Below are 26,019 nucleotides of genomic sequence, written 5' to 3' on the forward strand. Positions count from 1 at the left end.
GATTATGTTATATTATCAATTAGTTTGAATATAAAAATATTTTAAACGAAAAAGATTTTAAAACAAAAATAAATGGAGAGAACAACCATGAGAGGAAGGATATGCGGTACCGGTTCTTATATACCGGAGCATTATTACGACAACAATGATCTCGCGAAGTTTGTGGAGACGAATGATGAATGGATCCGTGAACGGACCGGAATTGTGCGCAGACATATTGCAGAAGAAGATACAACAGTCAGCATGGCGATAAAAGCGGCAAAAAATGCACTTACAGATGCAAAATTAAATGCAGACGATCTGGATCTGATCCTGGTATCTACAATCACGCCAAACACCGTGATCCCAAGCACTGCCTGCGAAGTCCAGAAAGAGCTGGGAGCAGTAAATGCAACCTGTTTCGACATCAGTGCCGCATGCAGCGGTTTTGTGTATGCCTACAATACTGCGCAGGCTTACATAGCAGCCGGAATGTATCAGAACATTCTGGTGATCGGAAGTGAAACCCTATCCGGAATTGTCAACTGGAAAGACAGAGGAAGCTGCATTCTTTTTGGTGACGGGGCAGGAGCAGCCGTGATCTGTGCAGAAGAAGGTGAAATCTTTCCGGCAGTTACCCATTCTGACGGAGCAAAAGGACAGGTACTTGCCTGCGAAAGCCGTCAGCAGAAAAACTGGCAGGACAAAGAAAATGAAAAACAGACTTATGTATCCATGGATGGACAGGCAGTTTTCAAATTTGCCGTAAAAAAAGTGCCGGAAGTCATCGGAGAACTTCTGCAAAAAGCAGATCTGACCGAGAAAGATATTGATCTTTTCGTTCTGCATCAGGCAAACTTACGGATCATCGAATCTGTGGCAAAACGGATGAAAACAGACCTTGCAAAATTCCCGGTCAACATTGAAGAATACGGTAATACATCATCCGCCAGCATCCCAATCCTCCTGGATGAACTGAACAAAACCGGTCGCTTCCACAAAGGACAGAAGATTGTTCTCTGCGGCTTCGGTGCCGGACTCACCTGGGGAGCCACACTCATAGAGTGGTAAATATAAAAATAATCAAACAATAAGGAGACTAAGAACATGTTAGAAAAAGTAAAAGAAATCGTAGCAGAAGGACTTGACGTAAACGCAGCAGACCTCACAGAGGAGACAACTTTTGAATCTCTTGGAGCAGATTCCCTTGATCTGATGGATATGGTTATGACATTTGAAGATGAATTTGGTGTGGAAATCGATACGGAAGCAATCGGTGATCTCAAGACAATCGGAAGTGTTGTAACATACATCGAAGGACTGAAAAAATAAGAATCGCAAAAACACAGACAGAAAGAGGTTGTAATATGAAAACAGAAGTAACCGAATTACTTGGAATCGAGTATCCGATCATCCAGGGCGGAATGGCCTGGGTTGCTGAGTATCATCTTGCGGCCGGCGTATCAAATGCCGGCGGGCTTGGGCTCATCGGGGCTGCAAGCGCCCCGGCTGAGTGGGTACGTGAACAGATCAGAGAAGCAAAAAAGCTGACTGATAAACCATTTGGAGTAAATATCATGCTGATAAGTCCTTATGCAGAGGAAGTGGCAAAAGTAGTAGCGGAAGAAGGCGTAAAGGTTGTAACGACAGGCGCCGGAAGCCCGGAAAAATATATGAAAATGTGGAAAGAAGCAGGAATTAAAGTCATTCCGGTGGTTGCATCCGTTGCACTTGCAAGAAGAATGGAACGGTGCGGGGCAGATGCAGTTGTTGCGGAAGGATGTGAATCCGGAGGACACATCGGAGAAAATACGACTATGGTACTGGTTCCACAGATTGTAGACGCAGTGAAGATTCCGGTAATCGCGGCCGGAGGAATCGCAGATGGAAGAGGAATTGCGGCAGCATTTATGCTGGGAGCAAAAGCCGTACAGATGGGAACCCATTTTGTTGCGACCGAAGAATCTATCGTACATGAAAATTATAAAAATGCGATCATCAAAGCGAAGGACATTGATTCCAGAGTAACCGGAAGAAGCACAGGACATCCGGTAAGAGCACTTCGCAACCAAATGACGAAAAAATATCTGGACCTTGAGAAAAACGGTGCATCCTTTGAAGAACTTGAGCACCTTACACTTGGAGGCTTAAGAAAGGCCGTTGTAGACGGAGATGTGACAAACGGAAGCGTAATGGCGGGACAGAGTGCAGCCATGGTAAAAGAGATCATGAGCTGTAAAGACCTGATCCAAAAGCTGGTAAGTGAGACGGATGCACTGATCGGAGGCAAAGGATTTTATGAATAAAACAGCATTCATTTTCCCGGGACAGGGCGCGCAGAAGTGCGGTATGGGAAAAGATTTTTATGAAAACAGTGAACTTGCAAAAGAGATTTTTGATACAGCAACAACAGAGCTGGGACTTGATATGACAAAGCTTTGCTTTGAAGAAAATGAGCAGCTGGATCAGACAGAATACACTCAGGCAGCCATGGTAACAGCCTGTCTTGCAATGACAGCCGAGATTGAAAAGAGAGGTCTTACACCGGATGTGACAGCCGGGCTCAGCCTTGGAGAGTACTGTGCGATCAGCGCAGCGGGAGGCATGCAGCCGAAAGACGCCATTTCTCTTGTGAGAAAAAGAGGGATTCTGATGCAGAATACCGTTCCGACAGGTGAAGGAGCCATGGCGGCAATCCTGGGACTGGATGGAGAAACGGTTGAAAAAGTGACGGAAGAAATTCCGGGTGCGTCTGTGGCAAATTATAACTGTCCGGGACAGATTGTAATTACAGGAAAGACCGCAGCGGTAGAAAAGGCAGCAGAGTCTTTAAAAGCAGCCGGAGCAAAAAGGGCGGTTCTGTTAAATGTAAGTGGTCCGTTCCACTCAAAGATGCTGGAAAGTGCAGGCGAAGAGCTTGCGAAGGAAATGGAGAAGAGAAATTTTGAACCACTTGCCATTCCTTATGTGACGAATGTTACGGCAAAATATGTGACGGATATCAAAGAGACAAAGGCACTTCTTGCAAAACAGATTTCTTCACCGGTACGATGGGAAGAAAGTGTGAGAACTATGATTGAAGATGGTGTAGACACTTTTGTGGAAATCGGACCGGGAAAAACACTCGCCGGATTTATGCGGCGTATCGACAAAGGTGTCAAAGTATATAATATCGAAACCTGGGAAGATATGGAAAAAGTAATTGCTGAACTGGTGTAAAAAACAGGCAATGGAAAGGAAAAGCATATGACAGACAGAGCAAATTTGGAAGGACAGATCGCGGTGGTTACCGGCGCGTCCCGTGGAATTGGAAAGGCAATTGCGAAGGAGCTGGCTGCACAGGGAGCAACAGTTGTGATCAATTACAATGGTTCTGAAGCAAAAGCAGATGAAGTAAAACATGAAATTGTAGAAAAGGGTGGATGTGCCCAGTGTATGCAGTGCAATGTGGCAGATTACGAGGGATGTGAAGCATTTATAAAAGCAGTGATCGAGCAGTTTGGAAGAATCGATATTCTGGTAAATAATGCAGGGATCACAAAGGATGGTCTGCTGATGCGTATGAGTGAAGAAGATTTCTCCGATGTCATTGATGTCAATCTGAAAGGAACTTTCCATTGCATCCGTTTTGCATCCAGACAGATGATGAAGCAGAGAAGCGGAAAGATCATCAATCTTGCATCTGTAGTTGGAATCAGCGGAAATGCCGGTCAGGTAAACTATGCTGCATCTAAAGCAGGAATTATTGGAATGACCAAATCTGCGGCAAAAGAACTGGCATCCCGCGGAATCACGGTTAATGCGGTTGCACCGGGCTTCATTGAAACGGAGATGACAGAAGTTCTTTCCGATAAGCTCAAAGAAGAAATGAGAGGTCAGATCCCTCTTGCCAGAATGGGACAGCCAGAAGATGTCGCGAAGGCAGTGGCGTTTCTGGCGTCTGAGCATGCGAGTTACATTACGGGGCAGGTTCTGCAGGTCGATGGGGGGATGGTGATGTAAAAATGGTTGCAGAGAAGGTTGAGGGACAAATTGTACAAAAGATGTCCTTCAAATTCAGACTCGCAAACCATTCCGATGAGCCTCTGAAACCAAGGATTGTGTCAGCAAAGGCTTCCACAATCCTTTGAGTCTCATCTCCATTGCTCGAAAAATGAATTTGAATGACATCTTTTGTACAGTTTGTCATTCAACTTTGTCGAGAAAACCATTTTACATCCGTGAAGTAGTTCAATATACCAAGTGCGGATTGCGGAGGGGAAGAAATTGGTTTTAGTTTTCATTTGTACTGCGGATAGGAAGAGTAAGAAATCTGATTAGAGGAAATGATCAAATGAGCATTCAATAGTAAAAATTAAAATCGTAACTTATCAAAAGTTAAAAATGATAAATTTTTTCAAAAAGTAAAAACAGTCAACAACACACCAAAAATGTTTCGTGGAAAACGTGTTTTAGACAGTAGACTTGAGTGCCACGAAGCACAAATATTATCGGAAGCATTCAATTTTTGTGCAATGGAGATGAGACTCAAATCATTGTGGAAGCCATTGCTGACACAATGATTGATTTCGGGGGCTCATCGGAATGGTTTGCACAACTGAATGTCTCCGATAATATTTGTGCGGAGTGGTGTCACAACCTACCAATCCACACATTTTCCACAAAAGGAGGCAATATGAAGCGCAGAGTTGTTATTACGGGGCTTGGAGCGATTACCCCGATTGGTAATACAGTAGAAGAATTCTGGAACGGTATCAAAAATGGAACCGTAGGAATCGGTCCGATCACAAAATTTGATACAACCGAATATAAAGTGAAGATCGCAGCGGAAGTCAAGGACTTTGTTGCAAAGGAACGGATGGATTTCAAGGCATCGAAGAGAATGGAAACATTTTCCCAGTATGCGGTTGCAGCGGCGAAGGAAGCGTGTGCGGATGCGGGATTTGAAATTGAAAAAGAGGATCCGTACCGTTGTGGCGTGATCATCGGTTCAGGAATTGGAAGTCTGCAGCAGATCGAGAAACAGTACACGACAATCCTGGAAAAGGGACCGGGAAGGGTAGCACCACTGATGGTTCCGATGATGATTTCCAATATGGCAGCCGGAAATGTATCGATCCAGCTTGGGCTTAAAGGAAAGTGCACAAATGTCGTTACAGCATGTGCAACGGGAACCAATTGTATCGGGGATGCGCTTCGTGCCATTCAGTACGGAGATGCGGACGTAATGTTTGCAGGTGGTACGGAAAGCTGTATCTGTCCGACAGGGATTGCCGGATTTACCGCACTTACCGCACTTACTACCAGAGAAGATCCACTGCGTGCATCAATTCCATTTGATAAAGACAGAAGTGGGTTTGTTCTTGGAGAAGGAGCCGGTGTGGTGGTTCTGGAAGAGCTGGAGCATGCGAGAGCAAGAGGCGCAAAGATTTACGCAGAGCTTGCAGGTTACGGGGCAACCGGAGATGCTTACCATATCACTTCCCCAGCAGAAGACGGAAGCGGTGCGGCAAAGGCGATGGAGCTTGCGATGGAAGAGGGCAGCGTGACACCGAAAGAAGTACAGTACATTAATGCACACGGAACCAGCACGCACCATAATGATCTGTTTGAAACCTATGCGATCAAGAAAGCATTCGGCGATGCGGCAAAGGATGTGGTTGTGAATTCAACGAAATCCATGATCGGTCATCTTCTTGGTGCAGCAGGTGCGGTAGAGTGTATCGTTACTGTAAAATCTATTCAGGATGGATTTATCCATCAGACCGTTGGAACCAGGGAATGTGATGAAGAATGTGATCTGAACTATGCAGTTGGCGCACCGGTCGAAAAAGAGATCAAATGTGCGCTCACCAATTCCCTTGGATTTGGCGGGCACAATGCAACCCTTCTTTTGAAGAAGTATGAAGGATAGAGGTAGAAGGATGGAATTAGAAAATCTGGTAAAACTGATTCAGACCGTTTCAGATTCGGACCTGACAGGATTTCAGTATGAAGAAAACGGTGTGAAATTGAAAATACAGAAAGAAAAAGAACAGATGGTTGTCAGTACAGGGGCAGCACAGCTGACGACAGTACAAAACGTGCCAGGAGCGCAGAGTAATGCAGTATCGGCACTGAAGTCAGAGGATGGACCGGAAAAAGGAAAAGAAGCAGAAGGGCAGCTGATCAAATCCCCTCTGGTTGGAACCTTTTATGCAGCACCGTCGGAAGAGGCAGCACCATTTGTGGCAGTTGGCGATCATGTGTCAAAAGGACAGACGGTTGCCATCGTAGAGGCGATGAAGCTGATGAATGATATTGAGTGTGATTTTGACGGTGTGGTATCGGAAGTACTCGTGAAAAATGGAGAAACTGTGGAATACGGACAGCCATTATTCCGAATCGCATAGCTGGATGGAGGGCGAAAAGCATGAAACATTTGGGAATCAAGGAAATTCAGAAAATCATTCCGCACAGACATCCGTTTTTGCTGGTAGATTATATCGAAGATTACGAGCCGGGGGAATATGCAGTTGGCTATAAATGTGTGACTTACAGAGAGGACTTTTTTGCCGGACATTTTCCACAGGAGCCGGTGATGCCGGGAGTGCTGATCGTAGAAGCACTGGCGCAGGTCGGTGCAGTAGCGGTTCTGATGCAGGAAGAAAATAAAGGAAAGCTCGGTTATTTTGGTGGGATTAAGAACTGCAAGTTCCGCAGAAAAGTTGTTCCGGGTGACAAGTTAAAACTGGAAGCAAGAATTATTCGTCAGAAGGGACCACTGGTAATCGGAGAAGCTGTTGCATCAGTGGATGGAGAAGTTGCAGTAAAGGCAGAGTTGTCTCTGATGATCGGGAAGGCGGAAACAGATGATTAAGAAAGTATTGATCGCAAACCGTGGAGAGATCGCAGTTCGGATCATCCGTGCCTGCCGGGAAATGGGGATCGAGACGGTTGCAGTTTATTCAGAAGCAGATAAAGAAGCATTGCATACACAGCTTGCAGATGAAGCAATCTGTATTGGACCTGCACCATCTTCGGAAAGCTATCTGAATATGGAGCAGATCATCAGCGCGACCATCGTGTCGGGAGCAGATGCGATCCATCCGGGATTTGGTTTTCTTTCTGAAAATACGAAATTTGCAGAGCTTTGTGAGAAGTGCAACATCATTTTTATTGGACCGGATTCGAAAGTGATCAGCAGGCTTGGAAATAAATCCGAGGCGAGAAATACCATGGCAAATGCCGGGGTTCCGATCATTCCGGGAAGCCGGGAAGCGATTTATGATGCAGCAAAAGGAAAAGAAGTTGCAAGAGAGATCGGCTATCCGGTGATCGTAAAGGCGGCTCTCGGCGGAGGCGGAAAAGGAATGCGTGTGGCGGAAAATGAAGCCGGATTTGACATGGCATTCCGTACTGCACAGAAAGAGACCAAGGCAGCTTTTGGAGATGACACTATGTACATCGAGCATTTTGTGCAGCATCCGAAGCACATTGAATTTCAGATCATGGCGGATAAGTATGGAAATGTGGTGCATTTAGGAGAACGGGACTGTTCGGTGCAGAGAAATCATCAGAAGATGATTGAAGAATCCCCATGTGCCGTGATTTCGGATGAGCTTCGCCGGAGAATGGGCGAAGCAGCGGTAAAAGCGGCAAAGGCAGCGCATTACGAAAATGCAGGAACCATTGAATTTCTGCTGGAAAAGAGTGGAAAATTTTATTTTATGGAAATGAATACCAGAATCCAGGTGGAGCATCCGGTCACAGAATGGGTGACAGGGATCGATCTGATCAAGGAACAGATCCGGATCGCAGACGGTCAACGGCTTTCCTTTACGCAGGAAGATGTAAAACTGACCGGTCATGCCATTGAGTGCAGGATCAATGCGGAAAATCCGGAAAAGAATTTCCGTCCGTGTCCGGGAACGATCACCGATATGTACCTTCCGGGAGGAAAGGGTGTGCGGATTGATTCAGCAATTTACAGTGGATACACTGTACCGCCATATTATGATAATATGCTGGCAAAGCTGATCGTATTTGCAAAGAACCGTACTGAAGCGATCCGGAAGATGCAGAGTGCACTTGGTGAAGTAATTATAGAAGGCATTGATACCAATGTGGATTATCAATATGATATTTTGCATGATTCAAAGTATCAGGCAGGAGATTTTGATATTGAATTTATTGCCGAAAAAGAAGCAAAGAATCGGCAAGGTTAGCTCTACAAAAGCGGAGGTAAAGCAATTTGAAACTGTCAAATATGTTTAAAAAAACAAGCAGAAGAGGGTATATATCTCTTGGCGAAGGAAAGCCTGCCCATATGGCACCGGAAGTTCCGGAGGGACTTCTGAAAAAATGTAACGTTTGCAAATCTGCCATTCTGACAGAAGATGTGAAGAATGGATATTATATTTGTCCAAAATGTCAGAATTATTTCCGTGTGCATGCGATGCACCGGATTGAAATGGTAGCAGATGCGGGCACCTTTGAAGAGTGGGACAAGGGACTGACTTCAGGAAATCCGCTGCATTATAAAGGCTATGAAGAAAAGGTAGAAGCACTGCAGGAAAAGACCGGGCTTGATGAGGCGGTTGTAACCGGAAAAGCAAGGATCGCGGGAAATGAAGTAGTTCTTGCAGTCTGTGACGGGCGGTTTATGATGGCGAGCATGGGAAAGGTGGTCGGCGAAAAGATTACCCGTGCAGTAGAAAAGGCAACCAGTGAGAGGATTCCGATTATTATATTTGCCTGTTCAGGAGGCGCCAGAATGCAGGAGGGGATCCACTCTCTGATGCAGATGGCAAAGACTTCAGCGGCACTGAAAAGACACCATGATGCAGGCTGTTTATATGTAAGTGTGCTGACCGATCCGACAACCGGCGGGGTAACGGCAAGTTTTGCCATGCTTGGAGATATCATTCTTGCCGAGCCGGGGGCGCTGATCGGTTTTGCGGGTCCGCGTGTGATTGAACAGACCATAGGGCAGAAGCTTCCGAAAGGATTCCAGAGGGCAGAATTTCTTCAGGAGCACGGATTTGTGGATCAGATTGTGGAGCGTCCGCGTCTTAGGGAGACACTGGCGGAAATTGTAGCAATGCATAAGCAGGGTACATACGATTTGCCAGAAGTAGAAGAAAAGGAAACACAGGCGGTACAGAGGAATCTGACACCATGGGAACGGGTGCAGTTATCCAGAGACAAGGCTCGTCCGGTCGGTGCGGAGTACATTGAAGAATTATTTACAGATTTTATGGAATTTCATGGAGACCGTTATTACCAGGATGATAAGGCGATCATTGGCGGGATTGCAAGATTTCACGGAATGCCGGTGACGGTGATCGCGCAGGCAAAGGGTCGCACGACAAAAGAAAATATCGAGCGTAACTTTGGAATGCCGTCACCGGATGGATACCGCAAAGCCCTTCGTCTGATGAAACAGGCAGAGAAATTTAACCGTCCGGTCATCTGTTTTGTAGATACGCCGGGAGCGTTCTGCGGGCTGGAAGCAGAAGAGAGAGGACAGGGTGAGGCAATCGCAAAAAATTTATTTGAGATGTCAAATCTTCAGGTTCCGATCCTGTCAGTTGTGATCGGAGAAGGTGGAAGCGGGGGAGCTCTTGCGATGGCAACTTCAGATGAAGTGTGGCTTCTTGAAAATTCGATTTACTCCATTCTTTCGCCGGAAGGATTTGCAAGTATCCTGTGGAAGGACAGCAGCCGCGCAAAAGAGGCGGCAGGTGTGATGAAGCTGACAGCAGATCGTCTCCTGAAAGCCGGTATCGTAGAACGGGTGATTCCGGAGCCGGAAAACTTCAATCTGGAAACATTTACAGAAGTGACAGATCCGATGGATGATTATATCAGTATTTTTTTGAAAAAATATGGTGCAATGACAAAGGAAGAACTTACCGAAAAGCGGTATGACAGATTCCGCAGGATGTAGTAGAAAGAGGAGAAGAAAAATGAAAGGATTACCGGAACTTGTGATTGGTGATTTGAAAGTAAAAAGACCGGTCATTCAAGGGGGAATGGGAGTCGGTGTGAGCCTTGGGCAGCTTGCCGGAGCGGTTGCAAAAGAAGGTGGAGTCGGGATCATCTCAACCGCACAGATCGGATTTCGTGAACCGGATTTTGAAACGAATACAAGGGCGGCAAATATCCGTGCAATTGGATCTGAATTTCAAAGAGCAAGAGAGACGGCTCCGGATGGCGTGATCGGATTTAATATCATGGTTGCACTGAAAGATTATGACGAGCATGTGAAAGCAGCAGTGGACGCCGGAGCAGATCTAATCGTATCCGGGGCAGGGCTTCCAATCGAGCTGCCGGGACTTGTGGAGGGCAGCAGTACCAAGATCGCTCCGATCGTATCGACTGAAAAATCGGCGAAAGTTATCTTAAAATACTGGGATAAAAAATTTTCCAGAACCGCAGACCTGATTGTGATCGAGGGCCCTAAAGCCGGAGGACATCTGGGGTTTGACCGGGAGCAGCTGGAAACTTACACACAGGAAAGCTATGATAATGAAATCGAGAGGATCATGGCAGTGGTCAGAAAGTACGCCCAAAAATATCAGGTGCATATCCCGGTGGCAGTAGCCGGAGGAATTTCGGATAAAGATGCGGCAGAGCATGCCTTTTCATTAGGAGCAGATGCAGTCCAGGCGGCAACAAGATTTGTCACGACATGGGAGTGCGATGCGGATCTCAGTTACAAGCAGAGTTATCTGAATGCGAAGAAAGAGGATGTCATTCTGGTGAAAAGTCCGGTTGGAATGCCGGGAAGGGCAATTAAGAATCCATTTATCAGTCATGTAATGGCAGGAGAGAGGGTGAAGCCTAAGAGATGTCTTGGGTGTCTGAAAAACTGTAACCCGGCGGAAGTGCCATACTGTATCACGGAAGCGCTGATCAAAGCGGCAAAAGGTGAGATTGGAGAGGCACTTCTGTTCTGCGGAGCGGATGTGTGGAAAGCAGAAAAAATAGAAACTGTGAAAGAAGTGATTGATTCTTTGTTAGGTGACTGTGTATAATTGAACTAGAAAAAGACACAGCAAGGAGAAGAAGGGGAATTGGACGCATACGAAAGCATCAATAAGATATTGGTACATCTTTTTAATGATATATGGGAATTAGAAGAAAAGGCAGTGATCACAGAAGAATTCAAGGATCTGACGAATAACGATATGCATATTATTGAAGCAATCGGACTTGGGACCGGGAATAATATGTCCACGATCGCGAAGAAGCTCGGAATCACGGTCGGATCACTGACAACTTCGATGAACAGTCTGGTCAATAAAAAGTATGCAGTCCGCCACCGGAGCGAAGAAGACCGGAGGATCGTCAATATCCAGCTGACGGAAAAAGGGGAGAAGGCATATCATCATCATGCGAATTTTCATAAGAAGATGGTAGAAGCTGTTGTTGAGACGCTGGATGAAGAAGAGATCCCGGTTCTGACAAAGGCACTGGACAATCTGTATCAGTTTTTTAAGACGTATAACGGTTAAAATGAAAAATCCTCTGTCACTCTTTCATTAGAAAGGGCAGGCAGAGGATTTTTGGATTTTCCGGCTATACATGGATCCGGTCTAATACTTCTCCGATCGGCTCATGGATCGTCAGAGTTGCGCCTACATCACGGGCAGTTGCATCCTTGTTGATGAGTACCAGATATTTGCCGTGGAAATAATCGATAAATCCGGCAGCAGGGTAGACCACAAGAGAAGTACCGCCGATGACCAGCATATCTGCTTCTGAGATGGCGCGGATACTTTTCTGGATAATCTGATTATCCAGTCCTTCTTCGTAGAGAACTACATTCGGGCGGATAGTTCCGCCGCAGTCGCAGGTTGGGATTCCTTTTGATTCTTTTACAAAACGTGCACTGTACTGCTTTTTGCAACGCATGCAGTAATTGTGGTGGATACTTCCATGAAGCTCCAGTACATTTTTGCTTCCGGCAGCCTGGTGGAGTCCGTCGATATTCTGTGTGATAACGGCGGTCAGCTTTCCGGCGGCTTCCAGCTCGGCAAGCTTCAGATGTGCTTTATTTGGCTTCGCATCAAGGAACATCATTTTCTCTTTATAAAAATCATAAAATTCTTCCGTATGCTGCATGAAAAAGCTGTGGCTTACAATCTGTTCCGGTGAGTAGCGGTACTTTTGTTTGTAGAGTCCGTCTGCACTCCTGAAGTCCGGAATATTACTCTCGGTAGAGACGCCGGCACCGCCGAAAAAGACGATTCGGTTGCTCTCGTTAATCATGTCCTGTAACTGTCTGATCTTGTCCATAATTTGATAACCTCTTTTCCTGGAAAATCAAAACCTGTCTTTTTAATCACAGTATACCAAATGAAACGAAAAAAGAGAATAAAATAAAAAAATTCCTTGTCCCAAAAACATGCACCGAGTATACTATAAAGTATTGGATTGTGGAAAATTGGGGAAATCTGCAGACAAAATACATATGTCAAGGAGAGCGTAATATGAAAATGTCAAATATGAGGAATCTGTGTCTGATTTTATTGGGGAATACAGTATATGCACTTGCAATTGTAATGTTTATCCTGCCGAATGATATCATTACCGGAGGGACCACGGGGCTTGGAATTGCCGTAAACCATTATTTTGGATTACAGATCCATACATTTGTACTGATCTTCAACACACTGATGTTTCTTCTGGGGGCTGCAGTGCTTGGTATGAAATTTGCACTTACTACACTGGTCAGTACGTTTTATTATCCGATCATTCTGGGAATACTGGAGAATGTTCCGGTATTACAGAACGTCACAGACGATAAGATGCTTTCAACGATCTGTGGAGGTCTGATGATTGGACTTGGAATCGGAGTTGTTATAAGATGCGGAGCATCAACAGGAGGTATGGATATCCCGCCGCTGGTACTGAATAAGAAATTCGGACTTCCGGTATCTGTTATGCTCTATGTATTTGATTTTGCGATTCTGATCTTCCAGATGGTATTTACCAATAAAGAAGAGATCATCTATGGTATCCTTCTGGTATTGATTTACACGGTGATGCTGGATAAAGTGCTTCTGATGGGATCGACCAGAACACAGGTCAAGATCATTTCCGGAGAGTATGAGAAGCTGAACCATCTGATCCAGGAGAAGCTTGACCGAGGAACTACACTGGTCTACACGCAGACCGGTTATTTGAGAAAGGATCAGCCGATGATCCTTACCGTTGTGTCTAACCGTGAACTGATGCGGCTGAACCAGATCGTGCAGGAGACAGATCCGCAGGCATTTATGATCATTGGCAATGTAAATGAGGTCAGAGGACGGGGATTTTCAACACAGAAAGTATATAAAAACGAAGTGGGCATGAATGAATAAACAAGAGCTTGAGAATGAGGAAGTAAGACAGGAAGAGAAAAAAACAAAGAAGAAAAAAGTTCGGAAAAAGAAGACCATGTTTGGACATATCCGCAGTATCATCAGTATTCTTCTGGTTGTGGGAATCATCGGAGGAAGCTACTGGTATTATGCATTCCAGTACAGAGCCGAGGTGGAGCCGGAGACAAACCGGAAGGTGACGAATACGGATTCCGTTTACACGATGGAGCAGTATCTGAAAACGCTGAAGCGCAACCAGACTGTTTATAAGTACGCGTGCGATGAAGCCGAAGTGGACAATGACTACGGGACTTATGTTGTGCCTGGACTGAAGTCAACAAGGACGCTGAAAGTAAAAGGGGACGGAGAAGCAGAAGTCTGCACATCCATGACACCACAGGGACTTGCATTTACAGAGAATTATATTCTGGTCAGTGCTTATTGTAAGACAAAGGCACATGATTCGGTGATCTATGTGATCGACAAAGAAAGCAGACGGTTTGTGAAAGAGATTGTGCTGAACACCAAAGCCCATGTGGGCGGAATGGCATACGATACGATGAACCAGATCCTGTGGGTGACAGGACAGGGTTCCACCTGGGCGCAGGCAAATGCGATCACACTGTCTCATCTGGAAAATTATTCCTTTGATGACGGATATCATCCGATTGAATTCGATATGTCTTACAACCTTTATAAGATCAAGCGGGCGTCATTTATGACGTATCATGACGGCGCATTGTTTGTCGGATTCTTTACACAGGATAATGCTAGTGTCATTGAAAAATATCTGATCAATGCAGACGGCACCTTGTATGAAAAAGAAGACATGAACCTGAAACGGACGGTCGGCGTGACGGAGCCGGTTGCCTATGCGGTCAGTATGCAGGTAATTTCCGGTAAGGTGCAGGGAATGGCATTTTACAACAATAAGATCCTGCTTACCAGATCCTGGGGGATCTTGCCATCGGAGGTACAGATCTTCAACTATTCCAGATATGGAATCTTGTCAACCTCCGAAGCTTATAAGACGATCAAGTTTCCGGAGAGGCTGGAACAGATCTATCAGGACGGTGGCAGCATTTATGCACTTTTCGAGTCGGGGGCTTATGCCTACCGGATGTCATCCATTAACCGAATTGACCGTGTTGTGAAGCTGAAAGGAAGCAAACTGGTAAAATAAAGACTGAAATCCATGAAATCTGCTTGAATCGGAAGTAGATTTATGGTAAAATACATGAGTGGTTTAGCCATCAGGAGGTGTGATTAGTAATGGAAATTTTAAAAACAGTACTTTTAATTTTATTTGCAATAGATTGTATCGCATTGACAGTAATCGTATTGATGCAGGAAGGTAAGTCAGCAGGTCTTGGAACAATCGCAGGTATGGCAGATTCTTATTGGGGACAGAACAAAGGACGTTCTATGGAAGGCGCACTTGTTAAGTCTACCAAGTTTTTAGCAATTCTGTTTATTGTACTTGCAGCAGTCCTGAACTTGAAAGTTTTTGCATAACGAATGATTGAAAGAAGATGAGGAACACTCTATAGTATCTATAGGGTGTTCCTTTTTTGACAGGAGAAGAGATGGACGAATTATTTGAAAAAAGAAAGAAAATTATTTATGAATTTATCTGTGACGAATTTTATGTGCCGATGAAGCTGAAAGAGTTGTCGATGCTGCTTCAGGTCCCGAAAGATCAGAAAGGGGAACTCAAAGCTGTCATGGACAGCCTGGAAAAAGAAGGCAGGGTACATGTCACACAGAAAGGAAAATACATCAAAGGTGAGGCAAAGCAGTTGCGTGGAATGTTCCAGGCAAACGCGAGAGGCTTCGGCTTTGTCACTGTGGAAGGTGAGAGCGAAGATATCTTTATCTCAGAAAATGATATGAACGGTGCCATGCAGGGAGATGAGGTAGAGGTTGTCATCACCAAAGCACCGGAAGGAATGCGAAGAGAAGGAAAGATCACGAAAATCGTACAGAGGGGAACCCAGCGGATCGTCGGCTATTATCAGAGCCGGAAGAATTTCGGATTCGTTGTGCCGGATAATGAGCGTTTCCTGCAGGATATCTTCGTACCGGCAGAGCGCTCTAAAGGAGCTGTGACCGGGCATAAGGTTGTGGTAGAGCTGACCTCTTATGGGGAGAATGGAAAGAAGCCGGAAGGAAAGATCGTAGAGATCCTGGGGCATGTGACCGATCCGGGAGTTGATATTTTGTCGATTGTCAAAGGATATGATCTGCCAACCGAATTTCCGGAGAAGGTACTGAATCAGGCAGAGCGTGTGGCAAAGGCAGTGACGACCGCTGATATGGCAGGACGTAAGGACGTGCGGAGCTGGCAGACCGTGACGATCGATGGCGAGGATGCGAAGGATCTGGATGATGCGATCACTCTGACAAAAGAGGGAGACCGTTATATTCTGGGCGTGCATATCGCTGATGTGACCAATTATGTGCAGGAGAACAGCGCTCTTGACCGGGAAGCACTGAAAAGAGGTACCAGTGTCTATCTGGCAGACCGTGTGATCCCGATGCTGCCAAGAGTTCTGTCTAATGGAATGTGTTCATTAAACGCAGGTGAGGACCGGCTGGCACTGAGCTGTATCATGACTATTGATGCGAAGGGAAATGTAGTCGATCACCAGATTGCAGAAACTGTGGTAAATGTGGATGAACGCATGAGCTATACCAGTGTGAAAAAGATTCTTGAGGATCGGGATGAGGCAGAATGCGAACGATATCATGATCTGATCCCGATGTTTGAACTGATGAAAGAACTGTCACACATTTTGAGAGAAAGACGCCACAGAAGAGGGGCAATCGACTTTGATTTTCCGGAGGCAAAGATTATTTTAAATGAAAGCGGTGAGCCGGTGGATATTAAGGCTTACGACCGCAACGTGGCAACGAAGATCATCGAGGATTTTATGCTTGTTGCAAATGAGACGGTTGCAGAGGATTATTTCTGGCAGGAGATTCCATTCTTATACCGTGTGCATGAAACACCGGATGAGGATAAGATGAAGAAACTTGTGACATTTTTGCAGAATTTCGGATATACCATGCATATGCAGGGAGGACAGGAGATCCGTCCAAAGGAAGTCCAGAAGCTTCTGGATAAGATCGAGGGGACTCCGGAAGAAGCCATGATCTCAAGGCTTGCACTCCGTTCGATGAAGCAGGCGAGATATTCGCTGGATAATGACGGACATTTCGGACTTGCGACCCAGTATTATACGCATTTTACTTCACCGATCCGGCGCTATCCGGATCTGCAGATCCACCGGATCATCAAAGATAATCTTCGAGGCAGGATGAACGATGCAAAGAGGCATCATTATGAAAAAATCCTGCCGGAGGTGGCGATGGAGACAAGCTCCTTAGAGCGCCGTGCGGATGAGGCAGAGAGAGAGACGCTGAAGCTGAAGAAGGTACAGTATATGCGGAATTTCTTCGGACAGGAATTTGAAGGAGTTATTTCGGGTATCACGAAGTGGGGAATCTATGTAGAGCTTCCGAATACCGTAGAAGGTCTGGTGCATGTTACCAATATGACAGACGATCATTATGATTACGATGAAGAACATTATCAGATGATTGGTTCCCATCACAGAAAGACCTACAAGCTGGGGCAGAAGGTGCGTGTGAAGATGATCGATTGTGATGAGATATCAAGAACCATTGATTTTAGACTTGTAAAGGAAAGAAAAGAGGAGAGAGAAGATGGCTAAGGCAAAAGCGCAGGGCAAGATGATTGCGAACAATAAAAAGGCGTATCATGACTATTTTATCCTGGATACTTATGAGGCGGGAATTGCACTTGCAGGTACGGAAGTAAAATCCCTCCGCATGGGAAAATGCAGCATCAAAGAATCCTTTATCCGTATTGAGGATGGGGAAGTGTTCATCTATGGAATGCATATCAGTCCATACGAAAAGGGAAATATTTTCAATAAAGATCCTCTGCGTGTGAGAAAGCTCCTTCTTCACAAATCGGAGATCAACAAACTGATCGGTAAGACCAAGGAAAAAGGAATGGCGATCGTGCCACTGAAGGTGTATTTCAGCAAGAGTCTTGTCAAAGTAGAGATCGGACTGGCAAAAGGTAAAAAACTATACGATAAGCGTGATGATATCGCGAAAAAAGACCAGAAGCGTGAGGCAGAAAGAGAATTCAAGATCCGCAATTTCGGATAAAACAAAACTGTCCCCTTGAAAAAAGTGAAAATTGTATATTTTTACAGAGACAGTGACGCGGTACAATGTTCAATAACCTGATGAATCAATGTACTATAGTGTTTCACAAGGAATAAGAAAGGATGGGACAGACTATGAAAACAAATTCAACCGTTATGAAAATTGCACAGACAGCGCTGTTTGCTGCACTTTGCTACGTAATCTTTACGTATCTGCAGATTAAAATACCGATGCCGGGAGGAGATGCAACATCAATCCACCTTGGAAATGCGTTCTGTGTGCTTGCCGCACTTCTTTTGGGCGGCTGGTACGGCGGACTTGCAGGAGCGATCGGAATGGGAATCGCGGATGTGATGGATCCGATCTATATTACCGGAGCACCGAAGACATTTATCCTGAAGCTCTGCATCGGACTGATCACAGGACTTGTAGCGCATAAGATCGCAAAGATCAATGAAAGTACCGATAAGAAATACATTTTCAAATGGAGCCTGCTGGCATCTATTGCCGGACTTGCATTTAATGTCATTGCAGATCCGATCGTCGGATACTTTTACAAACAGTACATTCTGGGACAGCCGCAGCAGATGGCAGAGGTTCTTGCAAAATGGAGCGCAGCTGCTACTTTTGTAAATGCAATCCTTTCTACAATCGTTGTAGTGATCATCTACAATGCACTGCGACCGGCACTTGCAAAGAGCGGAATGCTGGAAGTGGGGAAGACAAAAGAAGCGTAAAATGACAGATTGAGTAAATTATATGCGGAGATGCCTTGACATGAGCCTGGATGTCCGCATATAATATATAGAGCAAATGGGAGGGCAGAAGGTTGACTTCTGAACGGATCTTGTTTGCAGAAGCGTATTTTTGATGATACGGCTTCCAAGAACCAGGGCTTGTACTGGTTTCGACGGGGGCACGGAAGTCAAGGAAGCCATCCGTAGCGGGACACTACGTTAAAAGTTCCAACTAAATATAAACGCAGACGAAAATTTAGCGTACGCTGCCTAGTTGCAGCAGTCGGCCTTGAGTCTCTCATCGCTTAAGTAACCGGCTTCGACCAGATGGGGCACTTCGTTTCCAAAGCTTTGAGGGAATGGAAGAATTTATGAAGCTACTAAAGTAAGCAGCCTGTTGTTCGGCGGCTTATGGAGGGAATGTCAAAAGAATGACTGTGATGGGAGATGCCTTTATGGAAGAGCTTTCGGACAGGGGTTCGATTCCCCTCAGGTCCATACCTGTAAAACCGCTGAAAATGAGATGATTCAGCGGTTTTTGAATATGATGAGTCAAAATGAGGAGAGAGCTTTTTGCTCTCTCCTCATTTATCATATACTTTGCATTTAACAATATCGGTCTCTCTTTTTCTGCAACTGATTTTCCAATGGAACGATGTTTACATATTCGGCATGATTCTCTTCGATGCATGTCCTGACGGCATCAATGTCATCCGGATGGATCAGAAGCGCCATTCCGCAGGCAGCTTTGCCATCAGTGTCACGCGGGGCAGGTGCAATACGGTTAGGAAGGCCTTGCTTATCCAGAAGCTCATGGAGCATCATGCCCTGTGTGTGATTGTCAAAGAGAATATAATAGCGGATATGTTTATTTTTTTCTTCCATTTTACTGATTCAGCATCTCCACAAATGCTCCGATTCTTGTACGAAGCTGTTCAGCATCTTTATCGGTGTAATCTGTTTCCAGAGAGAGTACCGGAATATTTTTCGCCTTCAATGCTTCAGAAACTGCAAGCTTTTCTGTGTCGTACAGGCAGCAGAACATCAGACTGCAGTCGATGACGCCGTCCACCTGATATTCGTCGACCATACGGAGAATATCGTCGATACGTCCCGTATTTGGTGTGAAGCATGCACAGTTTGTCTTCATGTAACGTTTGGACAGATTCATGAACTGTTCATCCAGTGTTTCACCGGATTCGTCTACAAGATTTTCAAAATATCTTGTTCCTGTACACATCTCTTCACAGACAACAGTAGCGCCGCTTGTCTCGATGATGTTATGTAATTTCCAGTTCGGAACTGCAAGAGGCGTTCCTGTGATCAGGATACGTTTTGTGCCTTCTGGTACAACAGATACACCATCCTTGATTCGTTGTTCCAGTTCGTCAGCCAGACGGTTACACATCTGGGCGCAGCGTACCGGATCATCGAAGAAGGAAATTTGGGTCATGAGCAGAGCATCTCGTCCGGAAATCGGCAGACATTTTGATTTTCTGCAGTCATAAACTCTCTGAAGAGCTTTACGTTTCTCATTGCAGATATTGATCGCTTCCGCAAGGTTTTCCGGTGTGATTTTGTTTCCGGTAAATTCTTCTACAATCTTTGCAAAATCTGTAATTTCTTCTTTCCATTTGATAATATCTTTTTCACGCTTCATCTGTGGAACGTCCATAATATGCATTGGAACGTCTTTTCCAAGGATTTCGTAAGCTTTCTTCTTGCCGTCGCAGGTAGTTTCCCCGACATACATATCTGCAATACGGAAGAATGGGCAGGTGCGTCCAAGTCTTGCTCCTACAGAAGCTTTTACAAGCGGACAGACATTTTTCGGAAGGACTTTTTCGCCGTCCGGAACCCAGAACTGGGAACCGCCGCAAAGTCCGGTTACGATACCATTTGCAGCGATGATTACTTCATCCGGTACATAAACGCAGAATGTTCCGAATACTTTACGTCCTTTTTTCTGCTCTTCAATTAATTCAGCCGGGCGGATACCGTGAACCTCAGCAATGACCATATCCCAGAAATCCATTGCTTTCGGACGGTTTTCCTGTGTCATAAATACATCCCCAACTGCTGTCGGAAGAACCTGACAGAGATTGTCATGATTTTTGACATCCATCCCAAGGTCTTCCCACATTTTTTCATAATCAGCCATTTTCATTTCCTCCTTTTATACAATGACGATTTGTTAGTATCCATATATTTTGTCGCTATCCATATAAAATATTGTACAAAATGACGAATGAGTTAGTCAATGAATATGGTGAAATGTGTAAAATAACTATAAATAGGACGATATATAGAAAAAATGAATTATTGAAATACGTTTTACGTATAACCATGCAAATGTGGAATGTTGAAACTATAAAATCCTTATGATATACTGGGACAACAGATTAACGTATAGAATAGAAATTGAAGAAAACAAATTTATTAAAAATTTAAATATAAAGACTGAGGTGGAAGAGTATGCTGGAGACCGAAAGATTAATACTGAGAAAATGGACAGAGGAAGATGCGGAAAGTCTGTTTGAATATGCAAAAGATTCGGAGATCGGACCTGCTGCAGGATGGCCGCCGCATAAGAGCGTGGAGGAAAGCAGAGCTGTCATCAAAAATGTATTTGATGGAGCAGAGTGCTACGCAATCTGTGAAAGGGAAAAGAATATTGCGATAGGTGCTGTGGAACTGAAACTGAATGGATACACGAATAAAACAAAGCGTGACGATGAGTGCGAGCTTGGATATTGGCTTGGACAGCCATTCTGGGGAAGAGGCTATATGCCGGAAGCTTCCAGAGAGTTATTGAGACGTGGATTTGAAGATCTTGGCATGACAACAATCTGGTGCGCTTATTATGATGGCAATCTGAAATCAAAAAGAGTGCAGGAAAAGCTGGGATTTGTTTATCATCATTCCTGTAATGAAGTTCCTGTGCCGCTTTTACATGAGGTGCGGGTCGAGCATACGAATGTTATGACAAAAGAGCATTGGGAAGAAATCTACAGGTAATGGTCTGGAAAGCAGGAAGTAAGGGGGAGATATGCTGACGGAAAAAGAGAAAATCTGTAAAAAAACTAAAAAAAGTATTGACATTTGTAGAAAATAATAGTAGACTAAACAAGTCGCATAAATGTGATGAGGGATCATAGCTCAGCTGGGAGAGCATCTGCCTTACAAGCAGAGGGTCATAGGTTCGAGCCCTATTGGTCCCACTACAACATAAGTTGTAACTTTCATATGGCGGGATAGCTCAGTTGGCTAGAGCACGCGGTTCATACCCGCGGTGTCGCTGGTTCAAATCCAGTTCCCGCTACTTACGAAGGAGTCCTTGTGTGAGGGCTTCTTTTTTTGCATAGCAGAAAGTTTTACATTATCTAACGTCTTAAAGCTTCTACATATACAATAACGAACATCCCCACACATCGCCCCACAACCAATAACCTTGAACGTCAGTTGCATGAAGACTGGTGTCACAGCCTTATTCGTCAATAATTTGAAATGCATATGTGGAGAGAAATCGGTGAAAAGCCGGAACGAAAATAGAATTAAAACTTCTGGAAAACTGGAAAGTAAATAAGTAAGATCCGGAAGAGATTATTTTCGGGCAGGTGAAACAATATGCGAAAGATCAGTGAAAAAGAACTAAAAAAGATAGAGTACGTTTATAAGAAAGAAGATTCTTTAAGACGTATTCTATCTTTTTGCTTATGCCTTTAATAAAGTGTCAATCAGCCGAGATGCTTCACTGCGCGTGATCGTATCCGGATTCCATTCCGGTACTTTTTTCTTCTGGCTGCACAGTCTCTGCAAAAGTGCAACCTGTTTTGCTGTGGCAGGCTGCACTTTTTTTATTTTGTATGTAAGCTGCTGTGGCTTGAAAAGAGAAGGATCCTCATTTTCGAAATAGTGTGCCAGTGTCTGATACAGTTTTGCTGTGGCAAGCGCATCATAGTAGGCGCGGTGCGCAGCTTTATTTTCAATCTGGTAGTATTCACACAGACTAGAGAGACTTTTGGATGGAAGTGATTTTAAGGTGCGCTGGGCGATCTTAAATGTGTCGATTCCAAATTTTTCAAAAGTAAGTCCTAAATTGGAAGCACCTGATTTCATGAAGCTGTAATCAAAGCCTACATTGTGGCCGATCAGGACATCATCTTCACAGAATTCAAGAAAATCACTGATCACAGCATCGGCAGGTCTGGCATTTGCAACCATTTCATTCGTAATGCCGGTGAGATTCGTGATCATCGGGGAAATCTCTTCCTGTGGATGAATGAATTCCATAAAACGTTCGGCAACCTTTCCGTCACGGACTTTCAGTGCTCCGATTTCAATAATTTCATTATATAGTGGGTCAAGCCCGGTTGTTTCCAGGTCAAAACAGACATAGGATTTTAGCATTTCAAAACCTCCGTTTCTGAAATCCTATTTTAACAGATGCGAGGAGAAAGTGCCATAGTTTTCTTGATACAAATCTCTCCGGATGGTAAGATATAGGTATATTTGCCGGTGTAAAAGAATTTTGACAGGCAAAAATGCCATTTGTAAAAGATGTTTGATAGACTTTTGGTGTTCTATATGGAATGATGTCCGTGAAAGGAAGAAACAGGAATTATGGAAATAGGGAAGAAACTAAAAAATGCACGGATAGAAGCCGGGCTTACCCAGGAGAAGGCTGCAGAGAAAATCGATGTTTCCCGCCAGACTATTTCCAATTGGGAAAATGAAAAATCGTATCCAGATATTATCAGTGTCATTGCACTTAGTGATCTTTATTCCGTAAGTCTTGATGAACTGTTGAAAGGAGATCAGAAGATGGCAGAACATCTGGAAGAGAGTACAAATGTTGTAAAAAGCAACAAAAAACTGACTGGAGCAATTCTTTTAAATATTATACTGATGATACTGTTGATTGCGCTGAACATGCTGTTGCCGGAAGGAACCTATTATCTGGTAATTGTATTTTGTGTGGTAATCATGAGTTCATCGGCATTGCTTTATCAGATTATCAAACGGATTTAGGAGGCAGATTATTATGGGATGGAATCAAATAGCAGCAGTAGCAAGCGGAGCAATTGCGTTGGTAGGAGCAATCTGCACCGCATGGCAGATTTATCAGATGACGGTATCAGATGCAAAAGCAAGAGGCTTAAAGCACCCGAAATTCTGGGGATTTTGGGCGATGAATGGAAATAATTCAAGTGGACTGATTCTTTATCTGATCGGTAGAAGAAAATATCCGGTCCAGAATATGAGCATCGAAGATCAGGAAAAGATTGAAACAAGAAAAAAGGCAGCAGGAGCTGCGCTTGTGTTTATGACACTTGGGGCGATTGGATTTGTGATCAATATCATGCGGATTTATATTTAATGAAGAATACGAATACGAAGAGCGGTATAGACGTTAAAAATCTATACCGCTTTTTCCAGTTCTTTTTGCATATCGATAACTTTTTCATAGATTGCATTAGCAAGTGCAGCGTGACCGGCTGCATCCAGATGCTCGCGGTCGGTTGTACTCGGAGATGCGAAAGCAGAGGCATCCAGAAATGCTGCATGATGCAGAAGCGCCACTTTGTGATATTCTTCAGCAAGCTTTTTTGAAACTTCTACGGATTTTTCATCAAATTCCGGATCAAAGCCAGGATCGCCAACACCTTCACCCAGATGAATCGGTGAAATGACGAGGAGATCAAAAGGCTGGGAAGCGTTTTTTCGGGCTTTTTGGATGACTTGAGCCAATCCTTTGGCAATGGTTCCTGCGGACGCATTGTATCTTGTTTTGCAGTCGTTGGTTCCGAGCATAACGATAAGGAGATCGATAGGAGTATGCATTTCCATCGTGACACCGATCAGATCGAGTCCACGGCGTCCCTCACGAAGATCATCCTGAAATACAGTGGTTCTTCCACAAAGACCTTCTTCGATCACACGGTGGTCAGCACCCAGCTTCTTCTGAAGCAGACTGGTCCATCGGGTGTCGGTGTCAAATCTGCCGGTTCCGTCCGGTTTGTAGCCATATGTGTTTGAATCGCCAAAGCATAAGATGTTCATTCTGTGTCACTCCTTTATAAACCTACTAAATTGATATGTTATATATGATAAATGAGATTGTTGGAAAAGTCAAGAGGTAAAATTGTATTGGAAAGGTTTTGAAATTTACCTGGATTTTAATTTACATCTGTATAAAGCAAAGATATACTAATGGGTGGAGGATAAAAATTATGAAGAATAAAAGAGAAGTGTTGGTTAAACTTTTTCTATCTACATTATATCTAAGTGCATTTACATTTGGCGGCGGTTATGTGATCATCACACTGATGAAGAAAAAGTTTGTGGATGATTATCATTGGATTGAAGAAAATGAAATGCTGGATCTGGTGGCAATCGCGCAGTCAGCACCGGGACCGATTGCGGTAAATGGGGCAATCGTGGTTGGGTATAAGCTTGCCGGCCTTACAGGAACACTGGTTGCAATTATTGGAACGATTATTCCACCGTTTGTGATCATTTCTTTGATCTCTGCTTTTTATCATGCATTTCGGGATAATTATCTGGTGAGTCAGATGCTGGAAGGGATGCAGGCAGGTGTCGGAGCTGTGATTGCCTCGGTCACTTATGAAATGGGATGTGGAATTATAAAAAAGAAAGATAATGTGGCAACGATTGTTATGATTGCAGCCTTTATAGCAGCCTGTGTATTGGGAATCAATGTGATTTATATTGTGATTGCAAGTGGAGTTTTTGGTGTAATCCGGACAATCTGGAACAGACGGAGGAAAAGAGTATGATGTATATACAATTATTTTTAAGCTTTTTTCAGATCAGCTTGTTCAGCTTTGGAGGTGGATATGCGGCACTTCCACTGATCCAGGGGCAGGTCGTAAATGTGCATCACTGGCTCAGCATGACGGAATTTACGGATCTGATCACCATTTCCCAGATGACTCCGGGACCGATTGCGATCAATGCAGCAACCTTTGTTGGGATGAAACTGACCGGAATGCCGGGAGCGGTTGTGGCTACACTTGGATATATCACACCATCTTGCATTATCGTGACGATCATTGCAAAATTGTACTTAAAATACCGGGAAATGGACATGCTGCAGGGAATACTTGGAGGGATCAGACCAGCGGTGGTCGCACTGATCGGATCGGCGGGAATTTCCATTTTGCAGACAGCATTCTGGGAAGCTTCCGGGAAAATGGTGATATCTGATACCAGTTGGCTGATGGTTGGAATATTTGTGGTATGTGTGATCTTGCTCAGGAAGGTGAAGATGAATCCAATCTGGGTGATGTTGCTTGCCGGGGTGATGAAAGTGTTTGTTGCGATGGCAGGAAAGATATAAATCTGGTATGATTGTAGTGAAAGGTTGGGTGAAGATTGATGGAGATTATTTGTTTTCATAATCCAGATGAAGAAAATGGATATTTAGGAAATTGATATTTATCAGAATGTGCGGTAAAAGATCAGATATGGGGAATCGGGTTATCCATGAAAGACGAGAACAGATTTGATCTGGATAAGTGGAAAGGTCAGAACTTACTTGGATATGCTTTGATGATGGTGAGAGAATAATTTAGTTATGGAGGAAGATGAAAATGAAGAATGTTTTAACGGACTTTTCTTACCCAAATCATTGCGGGTTAGTCAAAGATATGGTATATTTAAAGTATATTTTTGTCAAAATGTACAAAAATAAGAACAAATTATAGTAGGGAGTGGTCAAG

28 protein-coding genes, 2 tRNA genes, 1 other RNA gene and 1 pseudogene are annotated in these 26,019 nt (G+C 44.3%); 27 read left to right on the top strand and 5 right to left on the bottom strand.

Annotation, left to right across the window (positions count from 1 at the left end; all coding sequences use genetic code 11):
- The first annotated feature begins 87 nt into the window (after positions 1-87).
- The 12 genes from PG418_RS07875 (at position 88) to PG418_RS07930 (ending at position 11,480) form a co-directional block, all read left to right on the top strand.
- Entirely contained in the window at positions 88-1,050 is a 963-nt protein-coding gene (locus PG418_RS07875; protein ID WP_022220152.1) for a beta-ketoacyl-ACP synthase III, read from the top strand.
- A 36-nt stretch (positions 1,051-1,086) separates the two neighbouring features.
- Positions 1,087-1,311 (top strand): acyl carrier protein, encoded by a 225-nt coding sequence (locus PG418_RS07880; RefSeq protein ID WP_008372743.1) that lies wholly within the window; start codon positions 1,087-1,089, stop codon positions 1,309-1,311.
- 35 nt (positions 1,312-1,346) lie between these two features.
- Positions 1,347-2,285, top strand: coding sequence for an enoyl-[acyl-carrier-protein] reductase FabK (gene fabK, locus PG418_RS07885; protein WP_498837269.1), 939 nt, complete (start codon positions 1,347-1,349; stop codon positions 2,283-2,285).
- Entirely contained in the window at positions 2,278-3,198 is a 921-nt protein-coding gene (fabD, locus tag PG418_RS07890; RefSeq protein WP_446820860.1) for an ACP S-malonyltransferase, read from the top strand. Before fabK ends, fabD begins: the two co-directional genes overlap by 8 nt.
- 27 nt (positions 3,199-3,225) lie before the next feature.
- On the top strand, positions 3,226-3,981 hold the full coding sequence (fabG, locus tag PG418_RS07895) for a 3-oxoacyl-[acyl-carrier-protein] reductase (protein ID WP_055156314.1): 756 nt from the start codon (positions 3,226-3,228) through the stop codon (positions 3,979-3,981).
- A 673-nt stretch (positions 3,982-4,654) separates the two neighbouring features.
- Positions 4,655-5,893, top strand: coding sequence for a beta-ketoacyl-ACP synthase II (fabF, locus tag PG418_RS07900; RefSeq protein WP_195255707.1), 1,239 nt, complete (start codon positions 4,655-4,657; stop codon positions 5,891-5,893).
- A 10-nt stretch (positions 5,894-5,903) separates the two neighbouring features.
- On the top strand, positions 5,904-6,371 hold the full coding sequence (accB, locus tag PG418_RS07905) for an acetyl-CoA carboxylase biotin carboxyl carrier protein (RefSeq protein WP_022220149.1): 468 nt from the start codon (positions 5,904-5,906) through the stop codon (positions 6,369-6,371).
- A 20-nt stretch (positions 6,372-6,391) separates the two neighbouring features.
- Positions 6,392-6,838: a 3-hydroxyacyl-ACP dehydratase FabZ gene (gene fabZ / locus PG418_RS07910; RefSeq protein ID WP_008372752.1), complete on the top strand. Its 447-nt coding sequence runs from the start codon at positions 6,392-6,394 to the stop codon at positions 6,836-6,838.
- A complete protein-coding gene (locus PG418_RS07915; protein ID WP_008372754.1) occupies positions 6,831-8,186 on the top strand; it encodes an acetyl-CoA carboxylase biotin carboxylase subunit in 1,356 nt (451 codons plus the stop codon). The genes fabZ and PG418_RS07915 overlap by 8 nt, the downstream gene beginning before the upstream one ends.
- Before the next feature lie 26 nt (positions 8,187-8,212).
- Positions 8,213-9,910, top strand: a complete 1,698-nt coding sequence (locus tag PG418_RS07920) for an acetyl-CoA carboxylase carboxyltransferase subunit alpha (RefSeq protein ID WP_446820858.1) — start codon at positions 8,213-8,215, stop codon at positions 9,908-9,910.
- 19 nt (positions 9,911-9,929) lie between these two features.
- Positions 9,930-11,000, top strand: a complete 1,071-nt coding sequence (locus PG418_RS07925) for an NAD(P)H-dependent flavin oxidoreductase (protein WP_022220146.1) — start codon at positions 9,930-9,932, stop codon at positions 10,998-11,000.
- A 39-nt stretch (positions 11,001-11,039) separates the two neighbouring features.
- Entirely contained in the window at positions 11,040-11,480 is a 441-nt protein-coding gene (locus PG418_RS07930) for a MarR family winged helix-turn-helix transcriptional regulator (protein ID WP_008372762.1), read from the top strand.
- Positions 11,481-11,544: 64 nt separating this feature from the next.
- On the opposite strand, the gene PG418_RS07935 is transcribed toward PG418_RS07930, so the two are convergent.
- Positions 11,545-12,264 carry an NAD-dependent protein deacylase gene (locus PG418_RS07935; protein WP_446820856.1) on the bottom strand — a complete coding sequence of 240 codons (720 nt, stop codon included), beginning with the start codon at positions 12,262-12,264 and terminating at the stop codon, positions 11,545-11,547.
- Between the two features lie 194 nt (positions 12,265-12,458).
- Here PG418_RS07935 and PG418_RS07940 point away from each other — a divergent pair, with 194 nt between their 5' ends.
- The 7 genes from PG418_RS07940 (at position 12,459) to ssrA (ending at position 18,775) form a co-directional block, all read left to right on the top strand.
- Positions 12,459-13,334: a YitT family protein gene (locus tag PG418_RS07940; RefSeq protein WP_022220144.1), complete on the top strand. Its 876-nt coding sequence runs from the start codon at positions 12,459-12,461 to the stop codon at positions 13,332-13,334.
- Positions 13,327-14,517, top strand: a complete 1,191-nt coding sequence (locus PG418_RS07945) for a hypothetical protein (protein ID WP_498837270.1) — start codon at positions 13,327-13,329, stop codon at positions 14,515-14,517. Before PG418_RS07940 ends, PG418_RS07945 begins: the two co-directional genes overlap by 8 nt.
- A gap of 89 nt (positions 14,518-14,606) precedes the next feature.
- Positions 14,607-14,849 (top strand): preprotein translocase subunit SecG, encoded by a 243-nt coding sequence (secG, locus tag PG418_RS07950; protein WP_008372776.1) that lies wholly within the window; start codon positions 14,607-14,609, stop codon positions 14,847-14,849.
- A 71-nt stretch (positions 14,850-14,920) separates the two neighbouring features.
- Positions 14,921-17,071: a ribonuclease R gene (rnr, locus tag PG418_RS07955; protein WP_446820855.1), complete on the top strand. Its 2,151-nt coding sequence runs from the start codon at positions 14,921-14,923 to the stop codon at positions 17,069-17,071.
- Positions 17,064-17,537, top strand: coding sequence for an SsrA-binding protein SmpB (gene smpB, locus PG418_RS07960; RefSeq protein WP_055156322.1), 474 nt, complete (start codon positions 17,064-17,066; stop codon positions 17,535-17,537). Before rnr ends, smpB begins: the two co-directional genes overlap by 8 nt.
- Positions 17,538-17,671: 134 nt before the next feature.
- Positions 17,672-18,274 carry an ECF transporter S component gene (locus tag PG418_RS07965; protein ID WP_055156422.1) on the top strand — a complete coding sequence of 201 codons (603 nt, stop codon included), beginning with the start codon at positions 17,672-17,674 and terminating at the stop codon, positions 18,272-18,274.
- 155 nt (positions 18,275-18,429) lie between these two features.
- Positions 18,430-18,775, top strand: a transfer-messenger RNA (tmRNA) gene (gene ssrA / locus PG418_RS07970).
- A 105-nt stretch (positions 18,776-18,880) separates the two neighbouring features.
- Here the strand turns inward: ssrA and PG418_RS07975 are convergent.
- A complete protein-coding gene (locus tag PG418_RS07975) occupies positions 18,881-19,159 on the bottom strand; it encodes a putative Se/S carrier protein (protein WP_055156326.1) in 279 nt (92 codons plus the stop codon).
- A gap of 1 nt (position 19,160) precedes the next feature.
- Positions 19,161-20,435, bottom strand: a complete 1,275-nt coding sequence (locus tag PG418_RS07980) for a double-cubane-cluster-containing anaerobic reductase (protein WP_446820854.1) — start codon at positions 20,433-20,435, stop codon at positions 19,161-19,163.
- 314 nt (positions 20,436-20,749) lie between these two features.
- Between PG418_RS07980 and PG418_RS07985 the strand changes: the two genes are divergently transcribed.
- From PG418_RS07985 to PG418_RS07995, 3 genes are all read left to right on the top strand, one after another.
- Positions 20,750-21,292, top strand: a complete 543-nt coding sequence (locus PG418_RS07985; RefSeq protein WP_446820853.1) for a GNAT family N-acetyltransferase — start codon at positions 20,750-20,752, stop codon at positions 21,290-21,292.
- Positions 21,293-21,422: 130 nt separating this feature from the next.
- Positions 21,423-21,495, top strand: a tRNA-Val gene (locus PG418_RS07990).
- A gap of 27 nt (positions 21,496-21,522) precedes the next feature.
- Positions 21,523-21,596, top strand: a tRNA-Met gene (locus tag PG418_RS07995).
- Between the two features lie 392 nt (positions 21,597-21,988).
- Here the strand turns inward: PG418_RS07995 and PG418_RS08000 are convergent.
- Positions 21,989-22,684, bottom strand: a complete 696-nt coding sequence (locus tag PG418_RS08000; RefSeq protein ID WP_055261782.1) for a 3'-5' exonuclease — start codon at positions 22,682-22,684, stop codon at positions 21,989-21,991.
- A 213-nt stretch (positions 22,685-22,897) separates the two neighbouring features.
- Between PG418_RS08000 and PG418_RS08005 the strand changes: the two genes are divergently transcribed.
- On the top strand, positions 22,898-23,305 hold the full coding sequence (locus PG418_RS08005) for a helix-turn-helix domain-containing protein (RefSeq protein WP_008372798.1): 408 nt from the start codon (positions 22,898-22,900) through the stop codon (positions 23,303-23,305).
- Between the two features lie 13 nt (positions 23,306-23,318).
- Positions 23,319-23,654: a hypothetical protein gene (locus tag PG418_RS08010; protein WP_055261784.1), complete on the top strand. Its 336-nt coding sequence runs from the start codon at positions 23,319-23,321 to the stop codon at positions 23,652-23,654.
- Positions 23,655-23,695: 41 nt separating this feature from the next.
- Here the strand turns inward: PG418_RS08010 and PG418_RS08015 are convergent, their stop codons facing one another.
- A complete protein-coding gene (locus PG418_RS08015) occupies positions 23,696-24,337 on the bottom strand; it encodes a GDSL-type esterase/lipase family protein (RefSeq protein WP_173690116.1) in 642 nt (213 codons plus the stop codon).
- A gap of 170 nt (positions 24,338-24,507) precedes the next feature.
- Here PG418_RS08015 and PG418_RS08020 point away from each other — a divergent pair, with 170 nt between their 5' ends.
- The 3 genes and pseudogenes from PG418_RS08020 to PG418_RS08030 form a co-directional block, all read left to right on the top strand.
- Positions 24,508-25,074: a chromate transporter gene (locus PG418_RS08020; protein ID WP_055156336.1), complete on the top strand. Its 567-nt coding sequence runs from the start codon at positions 24,508-24,510 to the stop codon at positions 25,072-25,074.
- Positions 25,071-25,637: a chromate transporter gene (locus PG418_RS08025; RefSeq protein WP_118217676.1), complete on the top strand. Its 567-nt coding sequence runs from the start codon at positions 25,071-25,073 to the stop codon at positions 25,635-25,637. The genes PG418_RS08020 and PG418_RS08025 overlap by 4 nt, the downstream gene beginning before the upstream one ends.
- A 98-nt stretch (positions 25,638-25,735) precedes the next feature.
- Positions 25,736-25,867: pseudogene (locus PG418_RS08030) on the top strand (NADAR domain-containing protein); the annotation flags it as partial.
- Positions 25,868-26,019 lie beyond the last annotated feature (152 nt).

The sequence above is a fragment of the Bariatricus sp. TF06-38A genome (assembly GCF_027690675.1).
GTDB classification, from domain to species: domain Bacteria; phylum Bacillota; class Clostridia; order Lachnospirales; family Lachnospiraceae; genus Allocoprococcus; species Allocoprococcus comes.

Excerpts from the sequence above, each read along its gene's own strand:
- PG418_RS07875 (WP_022220152.1), top strand. The coding sequence starts at position 88 with ATGAGAGGAAGGATATGCGGTACCGGTTCTTATATACCGGAGCATTAT.
- PG418_RS07880 (WP_008372743.1), top strand. The coding sequence starts at position 1,087 with ATGTTAGAAAAAGTAAAAGAAATCGTAGCAGAAGGACTTGACGTAAAC.
- fabK (WP_498837269.1), top strand. The coding sequence starts at position 1,347 with ATGAAAACAGAAGTAACCGAATTACTTGGAATCGAGTATCCGATCATC.
- fabD (WP_446820860.1), top strand. The coding sequence starts at position 2,278 with ATGAATAAAACAGCATTCATTTTCCCGGGACAGGGCGCGCAGAAGTGC.
- fabG (WP_055156314.1), top strand. The coding sequence starts at position 3,226 with ATGACAGACAGAGCAAATTTGGAAGGACAGATCGCGGTGGTTACCGGC.
- fabF (WP_195255707.1), top strand. The coding sequence starts at position 4,655 with ATGAAGCGCAGAGTTGTTATTACGGGGCTTGGAGCGATTACCCCGATT.
- accB (WP_022220149.1), top strand. The coding sequence starts at position 5,904 with ATGGAATTAGAAAATCTGGTAAAACTGATTCAGACCGTTTCAGATTCG.
- fabZ (WP_008372752.1), top strand. The coding sequence starts at position 6,392 with ATGAAACATTTGGGAATCAAGGAAATTCAGAAAATCATTCCGCACAGA.
- PG418_RS07915 (WP_008372754.1), top strand. The coding sequence starts at position 6,831 with ATGATTAAGAAAGTATTGATCGCAAACCGTGGAGAGATCGCAGTTCGG.
- PG418_RS07925 (WP_022220146.1), top strand. The coding sequence starts at position 9,930 with ATGAAAGGATTACCGGAACTTGTGATTGGTGATTTGAAAGTAAAAAGA.
- PG418_RS07935 (WP_446820856.1), bottom strand. The coding sequence starts at position 12,264 with ATGGACAAGATCAGACAGTTACAGGACATGATTAACGAGAGCAACCGA.
- PG418_RS07940 (WP_022220144.1), top strand. The coding sequence starts at position 12,459 with ATGAAAATGTCAAATATGAGGAATCTGTGTCTGATTTTATTGGGGAAT.
- PG418_RS07945 (WP_498837270.1), top strand. The coding sequence starts at position 13,327 with ATGAATAAACAAGAGCTTGAGAATGAGGAAGTAAGACAGGAAGAGAAA.
- secG (WP_008372776.1), top strand. The coding sequence starts at position 14,607 with ATGGAAATTTTAAAAACAGTACTTTTAATTTTATTTGCAATAGATTGT.
- rnr (WP_446820855.1), top strand. The coding sequence starts at position 14,921 with ATGGACGAATTATTTGAAAAAAGAAAGAAAATTATTTATGAATTTATC.
- smpB (WP_055156322.1), top strand. The coding sequence starts at position 17,064 with ATGGCTAAGGCAAAAGCGCAGGGCAAGATGATTGCGAACAATAAAAAG.
- PG418_RS07965 (WP_055156422.1), top strand. The coding sequence starts at position 17,672 with ATGAAAACAAATTCAACCGTTATGAAAATTGCACAGACAGCGCTGTTT.
- PG418_RS07975 (WP_055156326.1), bottom strand. The coding sequence starts at position 19,159 with ATGGAAGAAAAAAATAAACATATCCGCTATTATATTCTCTTTGACAAT.
- PG418_RS07980 (WP_446820854.1), bottom strand. The coding sequence starts at position 20,435 with ATGGCTGATTATGAAAAAATGTGGGAAGACCTTGGGATGGATGTCAAA.
- PG418_RS07985 (WP_446820853.1), top strand. The coding sequence starts at position 20,750 with ATGCTGGAGACCGAAAGATTAATACTGAGAAAATGGACAGAGGAAGAT.
- PG418_RS08000 (WP_055261782.1), bottom strand. The coding sequence starts at position 22,684 with ATGCTAAAATCCTATGTCTGTTTTGACCTGGAAACAACCGGGCTTGAC.
- PG418_RS08005 (WP_008372798.1), top strand. The coding sequence starts at position 22,898 with ATGGAAATAGGGAAGAAACTAAAAAATGCACGGATAGAAGCCGGGCTT.
- PG418_RS08010 (WP_055261784.1), top strand. The coding sequence starts at position 23,319 with ATGGGATGGAATCAAATAGCAGCAGTAGCAAGCGGAGCAATTGCGTTG.
- PG418_RS08015 (WP_173690116.1), bottom strand. The coding sequence starts at position 24,337 with ATGAACATCTTATGCTTTGGCGATTCAAACACATATGGCTACAAACCG.
- PG418_RS08020 (WP_055156336.1), top strand. The coding sequence starts at position 24,508 with ATGAAGAATAAAAGAGAAGTGTTGGTTAAACTTTTTCTATCTACATTA.
- PG418_RS08025 (WP_118217676.1), top strand. The coding sequence starts at position 25,071 with ATGATGTATATACAATTATTTTTAAGCTTTTTTCAGATCAGCTTGTTC.